Origin of the sequence: Citrobacter braakii, assembly GCF_009648935.1 — a bacterium.
Taxonomy (GTDB): Bacteria; Pseudomonadota; Gammaproteobacteria; order Enterobacterales; family Enterobacteriaceae; genus Citrobacter; species Citrobacter braakii.
This window is the reverse complement of the sequence record NZ_CP045771.1, coordinates 1,670,451-1,685,893: the sequence shown is the minus strand read 5'-3', so window position 1 is coordinate 1,685,893 and position 15,443 is coordinate 1,670,451. Positions and strand designations below refer to the sequence as shown.

General features: G+C 52.1%; 13 protein-coding genes, 1 pseudogene and 1 riboswitch. Of the genes and pseudogenes, 8 read left to right on the top strand and 6 right to left on the bottom strand.

Features of this window, described 5'->3' with window-relative positions:
• Window positions 1–40: 40 nt before the first annotated feature.
• The 3 genes from tolC (at window position 41) to GFC06_RS07900 (ending at window position 3,510) form a co-directional block, all read left to right on the top strand.
• Window positions 41–1,519, top strand: coding sequence for an outer membrane channel protein TolC (gene tolC, locus GFC06_RS07910; RefSeq protein ID WP_141875657.1), 1,479 nt, complete (start codon window positions 41–43; stop codon window positions 1,517–1,519).
• 147 nt (window positions 1,520–1,666) lie between these two features.
• On the top strand, window positions 1,667–2,344 hold the full coding sequence (locus GFC06_RS07905; protein ID WP_153690001.1) for a DUF1190 family protein: 678 nt from the start codon (window positions 1,667–1,669) through the stop codon (window positions 2,342–2,344).
• Window positions 2,345–2,349: 5 nt separating this feature from the next.
• A complete protein-coding gene (locus tag GFC06_RS07900) occupies window positions 2,350–3,510 on the top strand; it encodes a glutathionylspermidine synthase family protein (RefSeq protein ID WP_016154522.1) in 1,161 nt (386 codons plus the stop codon).
• An 85-nt stretch (window positions 3,511–3,595) separates the two neighbouring features.
• Here the strand turns inward: GFC06_RS07900 and ygiD are convergent, their stop codons facing one another.
• Window positions 3,596–4,384, bottom strand: a complete 789-nt coding sequence (ygiD, locus tag GFC06_RS07895; protein ID WP_016154523.1) for a 4,5-DOPA-extradiol-dioxygenase — start codon at window positions 4,382–4,384, stop codon at window positions 3,596–3,598.
• A gap of 147 nt (window positions 4,385–4,531) precedes the next feature.
• Here ygiD and zupT point away from each other — a divergent pair, with 147 nt between their 5' ends.
• Window positions 4,532–5,305, top strand: a complete 774-nt coding sequence (gene zupT, locus GFC06_RS07890; RefSeq protein WP_047499224.1) for a zinc transporter ZupT — start codon at window positions 4,532–4,534, stop codon at window positions 5,303–5,305.
• Window positions 5,306–5,370: 65 nt separating this feature from the next.
• On the opposite strand, the gene GFC06_RS07885 is transcribed toward zupT, so the two are convergent.
• The gene (locus GFC06_RS07885; protein WP_049283279.1) at window positions 5,371–5,547 is read right to left on the bottom strand and encodes a hypothetical protein; all 177 of its coding nucleotides are present in this window, start codon (window positions 5,545–5,547) and stop codon (window positions 5,371–5,373) included.
• A gap of 397 nt (window positions 5,548–5,944) precedes the next feature.
• Here GFC06_RS07885 and GFC06_RS07880 point away from each other — a divergent pair.
• The 3 genes and pseudogenes from GFC06_RS07880 (at window position 5,945) to dsbI (ending at window position 9,124) form a co-directional block, all read left to right on the top strand.
• Window positions 5,945–7,740: pseudogene (locus GFC06_RS07880) on the top strand (aryl-sulfate sulfotransferase).
• Window positions 7,741–7,763: 23 nt separating this feature from the next.
• Window positions 7,764–8,432, top strand: a complete 669-nt coding sequence (locus GFC06_RS07875) for a thiol:disulfide interchange protein DsbA/DsbL (RefSeq protein WP_049283280.1) — start codon at window positions 7,764–7,766, stop codon at window positions 8,430–8,432.
• A gap of 14 nt (window positions 8,433–8,446) precedes the next feature.
• Complete coding sequence (gene dsbI / locus GFC06_RS07870) at window positions 8,447–9,124, top strand: protein-disulfide oxidoreductase DsbI (protein ID WP_103767100.1); 678 nt, start codon at window positions 8,447–8,449, stop codon at window positions 9,122–9,124.
• Between the two features lie 83 nt (window positions 9,125–9,207).
• On the opposite strand, the gene ribB is transcribed toward dsbI, so the two are convergent.
• On the bottom strand, window positions 9,208–9,861 hold the full coding sequence (gene ribB, locus GFC06_RS07865; protein WP_016154529.1) for a 3,4-dihydroxy-2-butanone-4-phosphate synthase: 654 nt from the start codon (window positions 9,859–9,861) through the stop codon (window positions 9,208–9,210).
• A gap of 106 nt (window positions 9,862–9,967) precedes the next feature.
• Window positions 9,968–10,117, bottom strand: a riboswitch (FMN riboswitch).
• A 132-nt stretch (window positions 10,118–10,249) separates the two neighbouring features.
• On the opposite strand from ribB, the gene ubiK reads away from it, so the two are divergent.
• Window positions 10,250–10,546 (top strand): ubiquinone biosynthesis accessory factor UbiK, encoded by a 297-nt coding sequence (gene ubiK, locus GFC06_RS07860; RefSeq protein WP_003024618.1) that lies wholly within the window; start codon window positions 10,250–10,252, stop codon window positions 10,544–10,546.
• A 34-nt stretch (window positions 10,547–10,580) separates the two neighbouring features.
• On the opposite strand, the gene glgS is transcribed toward ubiK, so the two are convergent.
• From glgS to glnE, 3 genes are all read right to left on the bottom strand, one after another.
• Window positions 10,581–10,787: a cell surface composition regulator GlgS gene (gene glgS / locus GFC06_RS07855; protein ID WP_019077704.1), complete on the bottom strand. Its 207-nt coding sequence runs from the start codon at window positions 10,785–10,787 to the stop codon at window positions 10,581–10,583.
• 307 nt (window positions 10,788–11,094) lie between these two features.
• Entirely contained in the window at window positions 11,095–12,528 is a 1,434-nt protein-coding gene (hldE, locus tag GFC06_RS07850; RefSeq protein ID WP_016154530.1) for a bifunctional D-glycero-beta-D-manno-heptose-7-phosphate kinase/D-glycero-beta-D-manno-heptose 1-phosphate adenylyltransferase HldE, read from the bottom strand.
• A 59-nt stretch (window positions 12,529–12,587) separates the two neighbouring features.
• Window positions 12,588–15,428, bottom strand: a complete 2,841-nt coding sequence (glnE, locus tag GFC06_RS07845) for a bifunctional [glutamate--ammonia ligase]-adenylyl-L-tyrosine phosphorylase/[glutamate--ammonia-ligase] adenylyltransferase (RefSeq protein ID WP_153690000.1) — start codon at window positions 15,426–15,428, stop codon at window positions 12,588–12,590.
• Window positions 15,429–15,443 lie beyond the last annotated feature (15 nt).

Below are 15,443 nucleotides of genomic sequence, written 5' to 3'. Positions count from 1 at the left end.
TACAATTTGATCAGCGCTAAATACTGCTTCACAACAAGGAATGCAAATGAAGAAATTGCTCCCCATCCTTATCGGCCTGAGCCTGTCGGGGTTCACTACTTTGAGCCAGGCAGAAAACCTGATGCAGGTTTATCAGCAAGCACGCCTGAGCAACCCGGAATTGCGTAAATCCGCCGCCGATCGCGATGCTGCATTCGAAAAAATTAACGAAGCGCGTAGCCCATTACTGCCGCAACTAGGTTTAGGTGCCGATTACACCTACAGCAATGGCTACCGTGATGCAAATGGCGTCAACTCCAACGCAACCAGCGCGTCATTACAATTGACTCAGACGCTGTTCGACATGTCTAAATGGCGTGCCCTGACGCTGCAAGAAAAATCAGCAGGCATCCAGGACGTAACGTATCAGACCGATCAGCAAACGCTGATCCTGAATACCGCTACCGCTTATTTTAACGTACTGAACGCGATTGACGTGCTGTCTTACACTCAGGCACAGAAAGATGCGGTCTATCGTCAGTTAGATCAGACCACACAGCGTTTTAACGTGGGCCTGGTCGCCATCACTGACGTACAGAACGCCCGTTCACAATACGATACCGTACTGGCGAACGAAGTTACCGCGCGTAACAATCTCGACAACGCGGTAGAACAGCTGCGCCAGGTGACCGGTAACTACTACCCGGAACTGGCTTCGCTGAACGTTGATGGCTTTAAAACCAACAAACCGCAAGCGGTGAACGCGCTGCTGAAAGAAGCAGAAAACCGCAACCTCTCATTATTGCAGGCGCGTTTGAGCCAGGATCTGGCGCGTGAACAGATTCGTCTGGCGCAGGATGGTCACTTACCGACGCTGGGTTTGACCGCCTCTACCGGCGTTTCTGACACCTCCTACAACGGGTCGAAAACCAACACCTCCCAGTACAACGACAGCAACATGGGCCAGAACAAAATCGGTCTGAACTTCTCGCTGCCGCTGTACCAGGGTGGGATGGTTAACTCGCAGGTGAAACAAGCGCAGTACAACTTTGTTGGCGCGAGCGAACAACTGGAAAGCGCACACCGCAGCGTGGTGCAAACCGTGCGTTCTTCGTTCAACAACATTAATGCTTCCATCAGTAGCATTAACGCGTACAAACAAGCGGTTGTCTCTGCCCAAAGCTCTTTAGATGCGATGGAAGCAGGCTATTCCGTAGGTACCCGTACCATCGTGGATGTGTTGGATGCCACCACCACGCTGTACAACGCCAAGCAGCAACTGGCGAATGCGCGTTATACCTATCTTATCAACCAGCTTAACGTCAAATCTGCGCTCGGTACGCTGAACGAGCAGGATCTGGTGGCGCTGAATAATACGCTGGGTAAACCGATCCCGACTTCTCCGGATAGCGTCGCGCCGCAAAATCCGCAGCAAGATGCCGCTGTGAATGACTTTAACAGCAACGGCAATATGCCTGCGGCTCAACCAACGGCTGCACGTTCAACCAGCAGCAACGGTAACAACCCGTTCCGTAACTGATGCTGATGACGGGGCTTCGGCCCCGTCTGAACGTAAGGCAACGTAAAGATCCACCCCTTCTTCCGCATTCTCGCCTCTTCCCGCTTCAATTTCGACCAGTCATCCTCTATTCTGAGCAGAGTTACCACTGGGTCCTGGAAGACATAAATGAAACGGACAAAATCTATACATCACGCCTCGTTCCGCAAAAGCTGGAGCGCGCGCCACCTGACTCCTGTCGCTCTGGCAGTTACCGCTGTTTTTATGCTCGCGGGCTGTGAAAAGAGTGACGAAACGGTTTCGCTTTATCAGAACGCGGACGACTGCTCTGCAGCTAATCCGGGTAAAAGCGCCGAATGTACCACCGCGTTTAACAATGCGCTGAAAGAAGCTGAACGCACCGCGCCAAAATACGCCACTCGCGAAGACTGTATCGCTGAATTCGGCGAAGGCCAGTGCCAACAGGCACCTGCACAAGCGGGCATGGTGCCGACCGGTGAAGGCCAGGCTCAGGCGCAGAATCAAAGCAGCGGCAGCTTCTGGATGCCGCTGATGGCAGGCTATATGATGGGCCGCATGATGGGTGGCGGTATGGGCGCTCAGCAGCCGCTGTTCAGCTCGAAAAATCCGGCCAGCCCGGCATACGGCAAATATACGGATGCCGGCGGCAAAAACTACGGCGCCGCAACGCCGGGTCGCACCATGACCGTACCGAAAACCGCCATGGCGCCGAAACCGGCTACCACCTCTACCGTAACCCGCGGCGGATTTGGCGAATCTGTGGCTAAACAGAGCACCATGCAGCGTAGCGCAAGCGGTACTACCACACGTTCAATGGGCGGCTGATCGTCATGGAAAGAGTCAGTATTGTTGAGCGCCCGGACTGGCGCGATAAAGCCACCGAATACGGTTTCAACTTTCACACTATGTACGGCGAGCCGTACTGGTGTGAGGATGCGTATTATAAGCTCACGCTTGCTCAGGTAGAAAAGCTGGAAGAGGTCACCGCAGAGCTGCATCAAATGTGCCTCAAAGTGGTGGAAAGGGTCATCGCCAGCGATGAGCTGATGACCAAGTTTCGCATTCCGAAGCATACCTGGGGCTTTGTCCGCCAGTCCTGGCAGACACAGCAACCGTCGCTCTATTCGCGTCTCGATCTGGCGTGGGACGGCACGGGCGAGCCTAAGCTGTTAGAAAACAACGCCGATACGCCAACCTCTCTGTACGAAGCTGCGTTTTTCCAGTGGATCTGGCTGGAAGACCAACTCAATGCAGGCAACCTGCCGGAAGGCAGCGATCAATTCAACAGTCTGCAGGAAAAGCTGATCGAGCGTTTCGCCGAGCTGCGTGAGCAGTATGGTTTTCAGTTGCTACATCTGACCTGTTGTCGCGATACGGTGGAAGACCGCGGAACGATCCAGTATCTGCAGGATTGCGCTGCAGAAGCTGAAATCGCCACTGAATTCCTCTATGTCGAAGATATTGGTCTTGGTGAAAAAGGTCAGTTCACGGATATGCAGGATCAGGTCATTGCTAACCTGTTCAAGCTCTATCCGTGGGAATTCATGCTGCGCGAAATGTTCTCCACCAAGCTGGAAGACGCTGGCGTTCGCTGGCTGGAACCTGCCTGGAAGAGCATCATCTCCAACAAAGCGTTATTACCGCTGTTGTGGGAAATGTTCCCGGATCATCCGAATCTGCTGCCTGCGTATTTCGCCGAAGATGACTATCCTCAGATGGATAAATTCGTCGTAAAGCCGATCTTCTCACGTGAAGGCGCGAACGTTTCAATTATCGAAAACGGTAAAACGATCGAAGCAGTGGAAGGGCCGTACGGCGAAGAAGGTATGATCGTGCAGCAATTCCATCAGCTACCGAAGTTTGGCGACAGCTATATGTTGATCGGCAGCTGGCTAATCAACGATCAACCAGCTGGCATTGGCATTCGCGAAGACCGCGCGTTGATCACGCAGGATCTCTCGCGTTTCTATCCGCATATTTTTGTCGAATGACTGAGAGTGCCGGGTGGTGGCTGCGTCTTACCCGGCCTACAGCATGAACTGTAGGCTCGATAAGCGCAGCGCCATCGGGCATTTATCATCCGACCTGCACCGACAACATACTCAAACTTCCCATCTCAATCCCGTCAACAGGAATAGTCACCGGCTCTTTGCCATCCCAGGCACCTAATACATACAGCAGCGGCAGATAGTGATCCGGTGTCGGGTTCGATAACGATCCCCCTTCATGATCGAGATAGTTCACCAGCGGGTGCTGTTCAACCGGTCCCTGCCATGTCAGGTTTGCTTTAACATATTCGTTGAATGAGGTCGCCCACGGATATGGCGTGTTCTCACCGTGCCAACGCGCAGTGCGCAGGTTATGCACCACGTTACCGCTGGCTACCAGCATAATGCCCTCATCACGCAGTGCCGCCAGCTTGCGGCCAATTTCAAAATGCCAGGCCGCAGGTTTGGTACTGTCAATGCTCAGCTGCACCATCGGAATATCCGCATGCGGGTACATCTTGATCAGCACGCCCCATGAACCGTGGTCAAAACCCCACGCCTCTTTGTCTAAGGTAACGGGCACCGGGGCCAGCAAGTCAACCAGATGCTGCGCCAGTTCCGGTGATCCAGGAGCCGGGTAATGGGTGTCATACAGCGCCTGCGGAAAACCGCCAAAATCGTGGATTGTTTTAGGCGCTTCCATCGCCGTCACGCCCGTGCCACGAGTGAACCAATGCGCCGAGACCACCACAATGGCTTTCGGGCGCGGCAACGTTTCCCCCAGTTGCTGCCAGGCGCGGGTATAAACGTTATCTTCCAGAACATTCATCGGGCTACCGTGACCCAAAAACAATGCTGGCATACGAGTTGAAGACATGATGATATCCTTACTGAGGGAGTCATTTTGATACCACCACAATACGCTTATTCGGCTGATGAAGAACTCAGATAACCATGATGAAGATCATCAGTTATTTTGACGATCCGACCCGGACAGCAGATTGATAAGGAGTTTTATTTGTCGATGTCAGTACCTTTACTTCTGACTTTACTGGCAGGTGCCGCCACGTTTATCGGCGCATTTCTCGGCGTGTTAGGGCAAAAACCCTCCAACCGCGTGCTCGCCTTTTCGTTAGGCTTCGCCGCAGGGATTATGTTACTGATCTCACTGATGGAGATGCTCCCAGCCGCACTGGCTGCTGAAGGTATGTCGCCGATATTGGGCTACGGAATGTTTATCGTTGGCTTACTGGGATACTTTGGCCTGGACCGCCTATTGCCGCATGCGCACCCTCAGGATCTGGTACAGAAAACCACGCGGCCTCTGCCCGGCTCCATTAAACGTACTGCGATTTTATTAACGCTCGGCATTAGCCTGCACAACTTCCCTGAAGGGATAGCGACGTTTGTTACCGCCAGCAGCAACCTCGAGCTGGGCTTTGGTATTGCCCTTGCCGTCGCATTACACAATATTCCTGAAGGATTAGCCGTTGCGGGTCCAGTTTATGCAGCCACGGGCTCCAAACGTACGGCGATATTCTGGGCCGGGATCTCGGGCATGGCGGAAATCCTGGGTGGCGTACTGGCGTGGTTAATTCTGGGGAGCCTGATCTCGCCGGTGGTGATGGCGGCAATAATGGCAGCAGTCGCAGGAATTATGGTGGCGCTGTCCGTCGATGAGCTAATGCCGTTGGCAAAAGAGATCGACCCGAATAATAATCCCAGCTATGGGGTACTTTGTGGAATGTCGGTGATGGGGTTAAGTCTTGTCATCCTCCAGTCCATGGGGATCGGCTAATTCAGAGGGCGGATGCCACCCTGCTAATTTACAGCATCCGCTCATCCATAGCAGAACGTGAAGGACTATTCCTGTTCCTTAACCGCGCTGTTATCTTCGCCAGAACGACGAAAGAGTTTGTTTCGCGCCTCGAGTAATGCATCCCGGTCTTGCCGAAATGCCCGACAATAACGCTTCATATGGCAATAATAACCAGCTGCAACGAGTGCAATTAATACAATCCAGTACCAGGCGATAAACATTCTTTTACCCTTAAAATTTAACATCATTAAACATTTAACGTTAAAATTTTACACAACCTTATTCTGACATACTCCTATAGTGGCATATTCCAGAAACAAATATATGATTTCGATCATATAAACCAGCAGCTATGCAAATAGTTAACACCGTTATAAAAAATAAAACAATGTCGACAAGATCACACTGCGCAATAATAAATATTGCCCTTAAAATAACGCACTCATACCATCCCAAAAATAATAAAAATTAGCACCTGCAAAATAATACATTTCATCAATGTTAATATATTCACCATAAAAGTAGCATCAGCAATACCATTTTTTATTATATTCACATCGTAAAAACATAATATATTCAGCACTGTTATATTTAAAGATAATATAAGGAGATATATCCATGTTTACACAGTACCGAAAAACACTTCTAGCCGGAACGCTTGCACTGACGTTTGGCTTTGCCGCAGGGAATTCATTTGCCGCAGGTTTCCAACCAGCCCAGCCGCAGGAAAATTGGGTGCGATAGTCGTTGACCCATACGGAAACGCCCCTCTTACCGCACTGGTTGAATTAGATAGTCACGTTATTTCGGATGTTAAAGTTACCGTTCATGGTAAAGGTGAAAAAGGAGTCCCAATTACCTATACCGTCGGCAAAGAATCCCTCGCCACCTACGATGGGGTTCCTATTTTTGGCCTTTATCAAAAGTTCGCTAATAAGGTCACTGTTGAATATAAAGAAAATGGCAAGGCCATCAAGGAAGATTACGTGGTGCAAACATCTGCCATCGTTAATCACTACATGGATAACCGTTCTATTTCCGATTTACAGCAAACAAACGTTATTAAGGTCGCACCTGGCTTTGAAGACCGTCTCTATCTGGTGAATACCCACACCTTTACCGCGCAGGGCGCAGAATTCCACTGGCATGGTGAAAAAGATAAAAATGCCGGTATCCTGGATGCTGGTCCGGCCGGTGGCGCATTACCCTTTGATATCGCACCCTTTACCTTTGTCGTTGATACGGAAGGCGAATATCGTTGGTGGCTGGATCAGGACACTTTCTATGACGGTCATGACATGGATATCAACAAGCGCGGTTACCTGATGGGCATACGGGAGACACCGCGCGGCACCTTCACCGCCGTACAGGGCCAGCACTGGTATGAGTTCGATATGATGGGCCAGATTCTGGCCGACCATAAGCTGCCGCGCGGATTCCTCGACGCATCGCATGAGTCCGTCGAAACGGTGAACGGCACCGTACTGCTTCGCGTGGGTAAACGCGACTATCGCAAGGAAGATGGCATTCACGTACAAACTATTCGCGACCAGATTATTGAAGTCGACAAATCCGGTCGTGTTGTCGACGTGTGGGATCTGACAAAAATTCTCGATCCGATGCGTGATGCACTGCTGGGTGCGTTAGATGCGGGCGCGGTGTGCGTCAACGTGGACCTCGCTCATGCCGGCCAGCAGGCAAAACTGGAGCCAGATACCCCCTACGGTGATGCCCTCGGCGTGGGTGCGGGTCGTAACTGGGCGCACGTTAACTCTATCGCCTTTGATGCCAAAGATGACGCCATCATTATCTCTTCCCGCCATCAGGGGGTTGTCAAAATCGGTCGCGATAAACAGGTTAAGTGGATCCTTGCACCGTCTAAAGGCTGGAATAAGGCGCTGGCAAGCAAGCTGTTAAAACCGGTTGATGATAAAGGCAACGCACTGAAATGTGATGAAAATGGCAAGTGCGAGAATACCGATTTCGATTTTACCTACACTCAACACACCGCATGGCTCTCCAGCAAAGGAACGCTTACCATTTTTGACAACGGCGATGGCCGCGGACTCGAACAACCAGCGTTACCAACGATGAAATACTCCCGTTTCGTCGAATATAAAATTGACGAGAAAAAAGGGACCGTCCAGCAAATTTGGGAGTACGGAAAAGAGCGCGGTTATGATTTTTATAGCCCTATCACCTCGGTTATCGAATATCAAAAAGATCGTGACACCATGTTTGGCTTTGGTGGTTCGATTAATTTATTTGACGTTGGACAGCCAACCATCGGCAAAATCAACGAAATTGACTACAAAACAAAAGAAGTCAAAGTCGAAATTAATGTCCTGTCCGATAAGCCAAATCAAACTCACTACCGTGCATTGCTGGTTCATCCACGCCAAATGTTTAAATAATTACATTAGATTAAGGATTAATTATGTCATCTAAATGGATCACTTCATTATTTAAAAGTGTGGTATTAACCGCCGCGCTGGCCTCACCGTTTGCAGCATCAGCGTTTACTGAAGGCACTGACTATATGGTTCTGGAAAAACCAATTCCCAATGCTGATAAGACGTTAATCAAAGTATTCAGTTACGCCTGCCCATTTTGCTACAAATATGATAAAGCCGTGACAGGGCCCGTGTCAGACAAAGTCTCCGATGTCGTTACTTTCACTCCGTTTCATCTGGAAACCAAAGGGGAATACGGTAAGCAGGCCAGTGAAATCTTTGCCGTAATGATTGCCAGGGACATGGCTGCAGGTATTTCATTGTTTGACGCCAAATCACAGTTTAAAAAAGCCAAGTTCGCTTATTACGCCGCCTACCACGATAAGAAAGAGCGCTGGTCAGAGGGTAAAGATCCCGCCTCATTCATCAAAACAGGGTTGGATGCAGCGGGCATGAGCCAGGCTGATTTTGACGCGGCATTGAAGGATCCTGCCGTCCAGCAAACGCTGGAGAAATGGAAAGCAGCATATGATGTCGCCAAAATCCAGGGCGTTCCGGCTTACGTCGTCAATGGTAAATACCTGATCTACACCAAAAATATCAAATCTATTGATTCCATGGCTGAGCTTGTCAGAGAGCTCGCGAAAAAATAAACAGGGACCCGGCTATGGCTTTCATAAAAGGATCGTGGCGAGACTTACGCAATACACCGGTTGATACCCTGGTGAGATGGCAGGAACAGCGCTTTCTGTGGCTGTTGATGGCTTGCGCAATGGGTGGATTGATTATTCTGGCGCACTCGTTCTTCCAAATCTATCTCTACATGGCCCCCTGCGAGCAATGTGTCTACATTCGCTTTGCCATGCTGGTGATGGTTTTTGGCGGATTGATTGCGGCAATCAACCCCAAAAATGTTGTTCTGAAGCTCATCGGTTGTATCGCGGCATTTTACGGCAGCATCCTGGGCATTAAGTTCTCCATTAAACTTAACGGCATTCATTATGCTGTACATAACCCGGACCCGGATTCGCTGTTTGGCGTACAGGGATGCTCCACCGATCCGACATTCCCTTTTAATTTGCCTCTGGCCAACTGGGCTCCGGAGTGGTTTAAACCCACAGGAGATTGCGGCTATGACGCTCCCATCGTTCCCGACGGCGTGGTGCTCAGCAGTACGCAAAAGTGGTTTGTCGATCTGTACCAGCAGTCAGAAGGCTGGTATCTGATCCCGCCTTGGCATTTTATGAACATGGCGCAGGCCTGTTTGTTGGCCTTTAGTTTGTGCTTACTGTTGCTCGTCATTATGAGCGCCGCATGGGCATTAAAGCGGGTGAGAACCAAATAATCGGAGCAAGAAACAAAAAAACCGAAGCCTGGAAGATGGCTTCGGTTTTTTATGCTTACCGCGACTAACGTGGTAATTTGCGATTAGCTGGCTTTGCGCTCATGCGCCTGACGGTAAGCCACCAGGTCTTCGATAGTAACTACCGCCATATTATGCTTGCCGGCAAATTCGATACATTCTGGCGCACGCGCCATGGTGCCATCGTCATTGGTCAGTTCGCACAGCACGCCTGCCGGTTTAAACCCTGCCAGCGTCATCAGGTCGATGGTTGCTTCAGTGTGACCACCGCGGGTCAACACGCCACCTGCCTGAGCACGCAGCGGAAAAACGTGCCCCGGACGGTTAAGATCGGAAGGTTTAGCGCCATCCTGAATTGCCGCACGCACCGTAGTAACACGGTCCGCAGCGGAAACGCCGGTGGTCACGCCTTCTGCGGCTTCAATGGTAACGGTAAAACCGGTACCGTAAGCGCTGGTGTTATTTTCCACCATCATTGGCAGATCGAGTTGTTTGCGTCGGTCTTCAGTGATGCACAGGCATACAATACCGCTGCCGTGACGGATGGTCAGAGCCATCTGTTCAACGGTCATGGTTTCTGCCGGGAAAATCATATCGCCTTCGTTTTCACGATCTTCGTCGTCAAGCACCATCACACCGCGTCCTTCACGCAGCGCAGACAGCGCAAGTTCAACACGTTCGAAAGGCGTACCAAAAGAGGAAAGTAGCGTCTGATTCATGGTAAAAAAACCTCACTAAAATTATGGTTACCAGAATCAGGGCAGTCTTAGGAGTACCGTCTAAGCGGCAAAAAAATAACGTGAGCGGGTCCATGCCCGACTGGATCGTTACTCTCTCCCATCCGGACTCTAACCGTCGGCCCCGGAATTACACCGGATCTGCTGACCTTTGAGTTTGCACCCAAAGCGCTCGCGGGCTTTCAACCTGAGTTGATTTACCGCCGGTGGGGAATTTCGCCCCGCCCTGAGAATAAGCGGGTTAACTATAACGCTATTGATTACCTTCATCAACGCCTTTGCTCGTCTTAGCTTCACACAATTCTGGTTTATGCCTGTGCCAGTTCGCACTACAATAGGCAACAACACGTACCAGTTCAGGGAAACCACAATGATTGACCCGAAAAAAATTGAGCAGATTGCTCGTCAGGTTCACGAGTCGATGCCGAAAGGGATCCGCGAGTTTGGCGAAGACGTCGAGAAGAAAATTCGTCAAACGCTGCAGTCACAGCTGACCCGTCTGGATCTGGTAAGCCGTGAAGAGTTTGATGTACAGACTCAGGTTTTGCTGCGTACCCGTGAAAAGCTGGCGCTGCTTGAGCAACGTCTGACTGAGCTGGAATCGCGTGAAAAAACGGCAGAAGTTAAACCTGCTCCCGCGATCCCGTCAGTCGATCCGCAAGAGTAAAAACGACAACGGGCCGCAAGGCCCGTTTTTTCTGTTAGTGTTCCAGTTCTAGCTTCCTGGCCTCCGTCGCCTGCTGGCAGTACAGCGCATAGCGTTTGCAAAACCAGCTACGATGTTCTTCATCCATATTCCCAGTTATCGCCTGGATATCTACGGGATGGCCCTCAGCTTGCATCCTGGCAAAACTACGGGCCAGGAAATCGAAATTGTTCATTGAATACATATTGCTGTTCATGAGCATACCCTCCAGTTATTGAATATCTGTTAAGGCCATATGCTTTTTCTAATTTCAGTATTTCCCTGGATGCGAAGTTATTCTGTACATATTGTGCGCAAACCCACTGCGTTGGTTCACAGTTTCCCACGAAATCTAAGAGGGGTCGGATTTAAGGTCAGCGTGACGCACGCTTAGTGTAACGTCATGTAAAAGTAAATCGGGGGGAGAAATCCCCTCTCCCCTTATTCCTTTACTCTGGGTTGAAGAAAACCGCAGCATCAATAGCAAGAAACGTATCGAATCCAAAAGTTCGATACGTTTCCAGCATTTGTTATTTATCGCTGTCTTTTTGGATCTTCTTGATGATATTGGTCGTTGAGCAGCCATCTTCAAAGTTCAGCACCAGCACTTCTCCGCCGTTCGCCCACACTTCTTTGCTGCCCGCAATATCTTCCGGCTTATAGTCGCCGCCTTTTACCAGCAGATCCGGCAGGATGCCGGCAATCAGACGCTGTGGTGTGTCTTCTTCAAAAGAGACCACCCAGTCGACGGCTTCCAGCGCGCCCAGCACGATCATGCGCTGTTCCAGCGGGTTGACCGGACGCGTTTCGCCTTTCAGACGTTTGGTCGAAGCATCGCTGTTTACCGCCACGATCAGACGATCGCCCAGCTTGCGCGCATTCGCCAGATAGGAAACGTGGCCCGCATGCAGGATGTCGAACACGCCGTTGGTCATCACCACTTTCTCACCGCGCTTGCGGGCGCTGGCTACGGCCTGTTTCAGCTCAGACTCGCTCATCACGCCAAAGCCAGTATCGGCCCGACCGCGCACGGCGTTTTCCAGTTCAATCGGGGAAACGGTGGAAGTCCCTAGTTTACCGACGACAACACCCGCTGCGGCATTAGCAAAATAGCACGCCTCTTCCAGAGTGTTCCCCGCCGCCAGCGTCGCAGCCAGCACGCCGATCACCGTATCGCCCGCCCCCGTCACGTCATACACTTCCTGCGCCTGCGTCGGCATATGCAGTGGCGATTTGCCCGGTTGCAGCAGCGTCATACCCTGTTCGGAACGCGTGATCAGCAGCGCGGAAAGGTCGAAATCTGCAATCACTTTCATGCCGCGCTCAACCAGTTCATCTTCGCTTTTGCACTTACCGGCCACCGCTTCAAATTCAGACAAATTCGGCGTCAGCAGCGTTGCGCCACGATAGCGTTCAAAATCGGTCCCTTTCGGATCGATAAGCACCGGCACCCCAGCCTTACGCGCCAGAGCAATCATCTGCTGCACGCTTGCCAGCGCGCCTTTGGCGTAATCGGAGAGCACCAAAGCGCCAATGGAGCCCAGAGCCTGGTTAATACGCTCATGCAGTGGCTGCGGATCCACGCCTTCAAAACCTTCTTCGAAATCCAGGCGAATCAGTTGCTGGTTGCGGGAAAGCACGCGCAGTTTGGTGATCGTCGGATGAGTTGGCACAGAAACGAAGTCACATTTTACGTTCACATCCGCCAGCGTTTTGCTCAGCGCACGCGCCGCGTCGTCAATCCCAGTCAGGCCGACCAGACGCGAATTCGCTCCCAGAGAGGCAATGTTCATCGCCACGTTTGCTGCGCCACCGGGACGTTCTTCAATGGTATCAACCTTCACCACCGGAACCGGCGCTTCAGGTGAAATACGGCTGGTAGGACCGTACCAGTAGCGATCTAGCATCACATCACCGACAACCATGACTCCTGCACGTTCAAACTCTGGCAGCGTTACTTTCATTCCTGTCTCCTGAGAGATTCTCTGAGGGTCTTAAAATTTGCGCGCGATAATAGCACACTTCACTCGGCAACCAGCCACTTCTGCCAGCTGTCACGCACCAGCGTACGTTCAGCGTCGAAGTGCTCCGGCGCCACATGGCCCGGAAGTTCCTGCAATGCAAGATGATGAAGTTCATCGCGCAGCGTCGTATAAGCACGGGTAAGCGCCAGCGCTTCCTGCTCATCCATAATGTCGTTTTGCGCCAGTAACTCCAGAATGCGCACGTTATCCGACCAGCGCGTCAGCTTCGGTTTTTCATGCGCATAGCGCAGCACCAGGTATTGCGTAATAAACTCAATGTCGGTGATGCCGCCTTCATCCGCTTTGATATCAAAACGATCGCGATGCTTATTGCCCAAATGGGCACGCATTTTCTCACGCATTTCGCGCACATCGGTCTGCAAGGTTTTCGCATCGCGGACGAGGGTCATGATATCGCGACGAATCGCATCAAACTGAGAGGTCAACCGTGGGTCGCCGTACACCACTCGAGCGCGCACCAGCGCTTGATGCTCCCACGTCCAGGCTTCGTTGCGCTGGTAATCAGCGAAAGCCTCGGTTGATGTCACCAGCATTCCCGCCGCGCCGGACGGACGCAACCGCGCATCCACTTCATACAAAATACCGGATGAGGTGCGGGTGCTGAAAAGGTGCATAATGCGCTGCGACAGACGCAGATAGAACTGTCGCCCGTCAATCTCACGCTCACCATCCGTCATCACGTCCATAGGACAGTCATGCAGGAAGATCAGATCAAGATCCGAACTGTAGCCCAGCTCCCAGCCGCCCAGTTTGCCATACCCGACGACGGCAAAACCGCGCCCCTCACGCTCGTCAAGATGAGTGGGTTGCCCGTAGCGAGCGACCATCTGCATCCATGCCTGCTGGACTACCGCATCAATAATAGCTTCCGCCAGCCAGGTTAAGTGGTCGCTCACCTTCATCACCGGCAGCGTACCAGCGATATCTGCCGCGGCAATGCGCAGCAACTGCGTTTGCTTAAACTGACGCAGCGCTTCCAACTGCTGCTCTTCGTCATCTTCCGGTACGCGCAGCAAATACTGGCGCAGTTCATCACGGTAGGCATCCGTCGCGGTGGGTTGATACAGGGTGTTCGGATCCAGCAGTTCATCGAGCAACAGCGGATACCGCGCCAGCTGGCTGGCGATCATCGGCGAGGCGGCACATAACGAAATCAGATGCTTAAGCGCTCCGGGGAATTCGCTCAGCAGCTCAAGATAGGTCGTACGGGTCACTATGCCTACCAGCAGCGGTGTGATGCGCGACAGCGGGACTGAGGCGTCGTCACGCGAACAGACATCGCTCAGCAGATGCGGCATTAAGTGATCCAGCACCTGGCGTCCGCGTGGGCCAATGGTGCGTTTATCCAGCTCTTTGCGAAAATCGGCAATCAGAGACAGCACGCGCCGGCGATCGTCATCCGCCAGATGCGTCAGCACCGGCGTGGTGTCATCTTCCTGTAATGCGTCCTGCCACAGTTCACGCCACTGTTCTGAGAGCGACTCTTCCTGGGTTTCTGCTTCGTCATCGCCAATCAACTCGTTAAACACCCGGCGCACGTTGTCCATATGACTGGCCAGCACATCGGTTAGCTGCTGCCAGTCATCGACGTTCATCCCCCACGCCAGCCGCGCGCGGTTCAGTTCATCGCCTGGCAACGTCTGGGTCTGCTCATCATTGATACTTTGCAGCAGGTTCTCCAGACGACGTAAATAGAGATAGGCTGCGCGCAGTTGTTCCGCGTCGGCGTCTGACAGCAGGTGCAACGCATTGATGGCGCTGAGCGTGGGTAACAGCGAGCGGGATTGCAATGACGGCTCGCGCCCACCGCGAATAAGCTGGAATACCTGCACGATAAATTCGATTTCACGAATACCGCCCGCACCCAACTTAATGTTGTCTTTCAGGCCACGGCGGCGCACTTCGCGGGCAATCATTCCTTTCATGTTACGCAGAGACTGGATCACGCTGAAATCAATATAGCGGCGGAAGACAAAAGGCCGCAGCATAGCGCGAAGCTCACTGACGTAAGTACCGTCGCAATCGCCCATAATGCGGGCCTTGACCATCGCATAGCGTTCCCAGTCGCGCCCTTGTTCCTGGTAATAATCCTCCAGCGCGGAGAAGCTCAGCACCAGCGGGCCGCTGTCGCCAAACGGGCGTAAACGCATATCCACCCGATAGACAAATCCATCCATTGTGGGCTGATCCAGCACTTTGATGAGCCGCTGGCCCATACGGGTAAAGAACTGCGCGTTATCCAGCTCGCGACGTCCACCCTGCGTACTGCCGTGCTCCGGCCAGGCAAAAATCAGATCGATATCAGAGGAAAAATTCAGTTCGCCGCCACCCAGTTTCCCCATGCCTAAAATCAGCAGCGGTTGCGCAACACCTTGTGGATTACAGGGCGTACCCCATTCACGACAGCAGGCGGCGTATAACCAGTCACGCGCGGCGACGATCAACGTTTCAGCCAAATGGCTTAGCTGCTGCAAGATACTCTCTTCCGTCACCAGCGACAGCGTCTGCGCCCAGGCGATACGCACCATGATGCGACGGCGAAACAGGCGCAGCTCACGCATCAGCGTGTTTTCGTCGCTAACGTCGACCAATACTTGCTGTAACCAATCAGCATAGTGTTGCCATTCATCCGCCTCGGGTGGCGTGCTTTCCAGTCCGACCAGCCATTCGGGATGGGCAATAATGCTGTCGCGAAAAAAATCACTGAATGTAAGCACTGACTTCGCCTGAATGCTAAGCGAGGACTCAGATATTGCTGCTGGCAGCCGCTCAACAACGGTCGGCCAGTACTGCTGTAACGGTGAAGAGAGCTGCTTCATTTATGGATTATCCTT

Excerpts from the sequence above, each read along its gene's own strand:
- dsbI (WP_103767100.1), top strand. The coding sequence starts at position 8,447 with ATGGCTTTCATAAAAGGATCGTGGCGAGACTTACGCAATACACCGGTT.
- GFC06_RS07875 (WP_049283280.1), top strand. The coding sequence starts at position 7,764 with ATGTCATCTAAATGGATCACTTCATTATTTAAAAGTGTGGTATTAACC.
- tolC (WP_141875657.1), top strand. The coding sequence starts at position 41 with ATGCAAATGAAGAAATTGCTCCCCATCCTTATCGGCCTGAGCCTGTCG.
- GFC06_RS07900 (WP_016154522.1), top strand. The coding sequence starts at position 2,350 with ATGGAAAGAGTCAGTATTGTTGAGCGCCCGGACTGGCGCGATAAAGCC.
- GFC06_RS07905 (WP_153690001.1), top strand. The coding sequence starts at position 1,667 with ATGAAACGGACAAAATCTATACATCACGCCTCGTTCCGCAAAAGCTGG.
- hldE (WP_016154530.1), bottom strand. The coding sequence starts at position 12,528 with ATGAAAGTAACGCTGCCAGAGTTTGAACGTGCAGGAGTCATGGTTGTC.
- ribB (WP_016154529.1), bottom strand. The coding sequence starts at position 9,861 with ATGAATCAGACGCTACTTTCCTCTTTTGGTACGCCTTTCGAACGTGTT.
- ygiD (WP_016154523.1), bottom strand. The coding sequence starts at position 4,384 with ATGTCTTCAACTCGTATGCCAGCATTGTTTTTGGGTCACGGTAGCCCG.
- glgS (WP_019077704.1), bottom strand. The coding sequence starts at position 10,787 with ATGCTCATGAACAGCAATATGTATTCAATGAACAATTTCGATTTCCTG.
- GFC06_RS07885 (WP_049283279.1), bottom strand. The coding sequence starts at position 5,547 with ATGTTTATCGCCTGGTACTGGATTGTATTAATTGCACTCGTTGCAGCT.
- glnE (WP_153690000.1), bottom strand. The coding sequence starts at position 15,428 with ATGAAGCAGCTCTCTTCACCGTTACAGCAGTACTGGCCGACCGTTGTT.
- zupT (WP_047499224.1), top strand. The coding sequence starts at position 4,532 with ATGTCAGTACCTTTACTTCTGACTTTACTGGCAGGTGCCGCCACGTTT.
- ubiK (WP_003024618.1), top strand. The coding sequence starts at position 10,250 with ATGATTGACCCGAAAAAAATTGAGCAGATTGCTCGTCAGGTTCACGAG.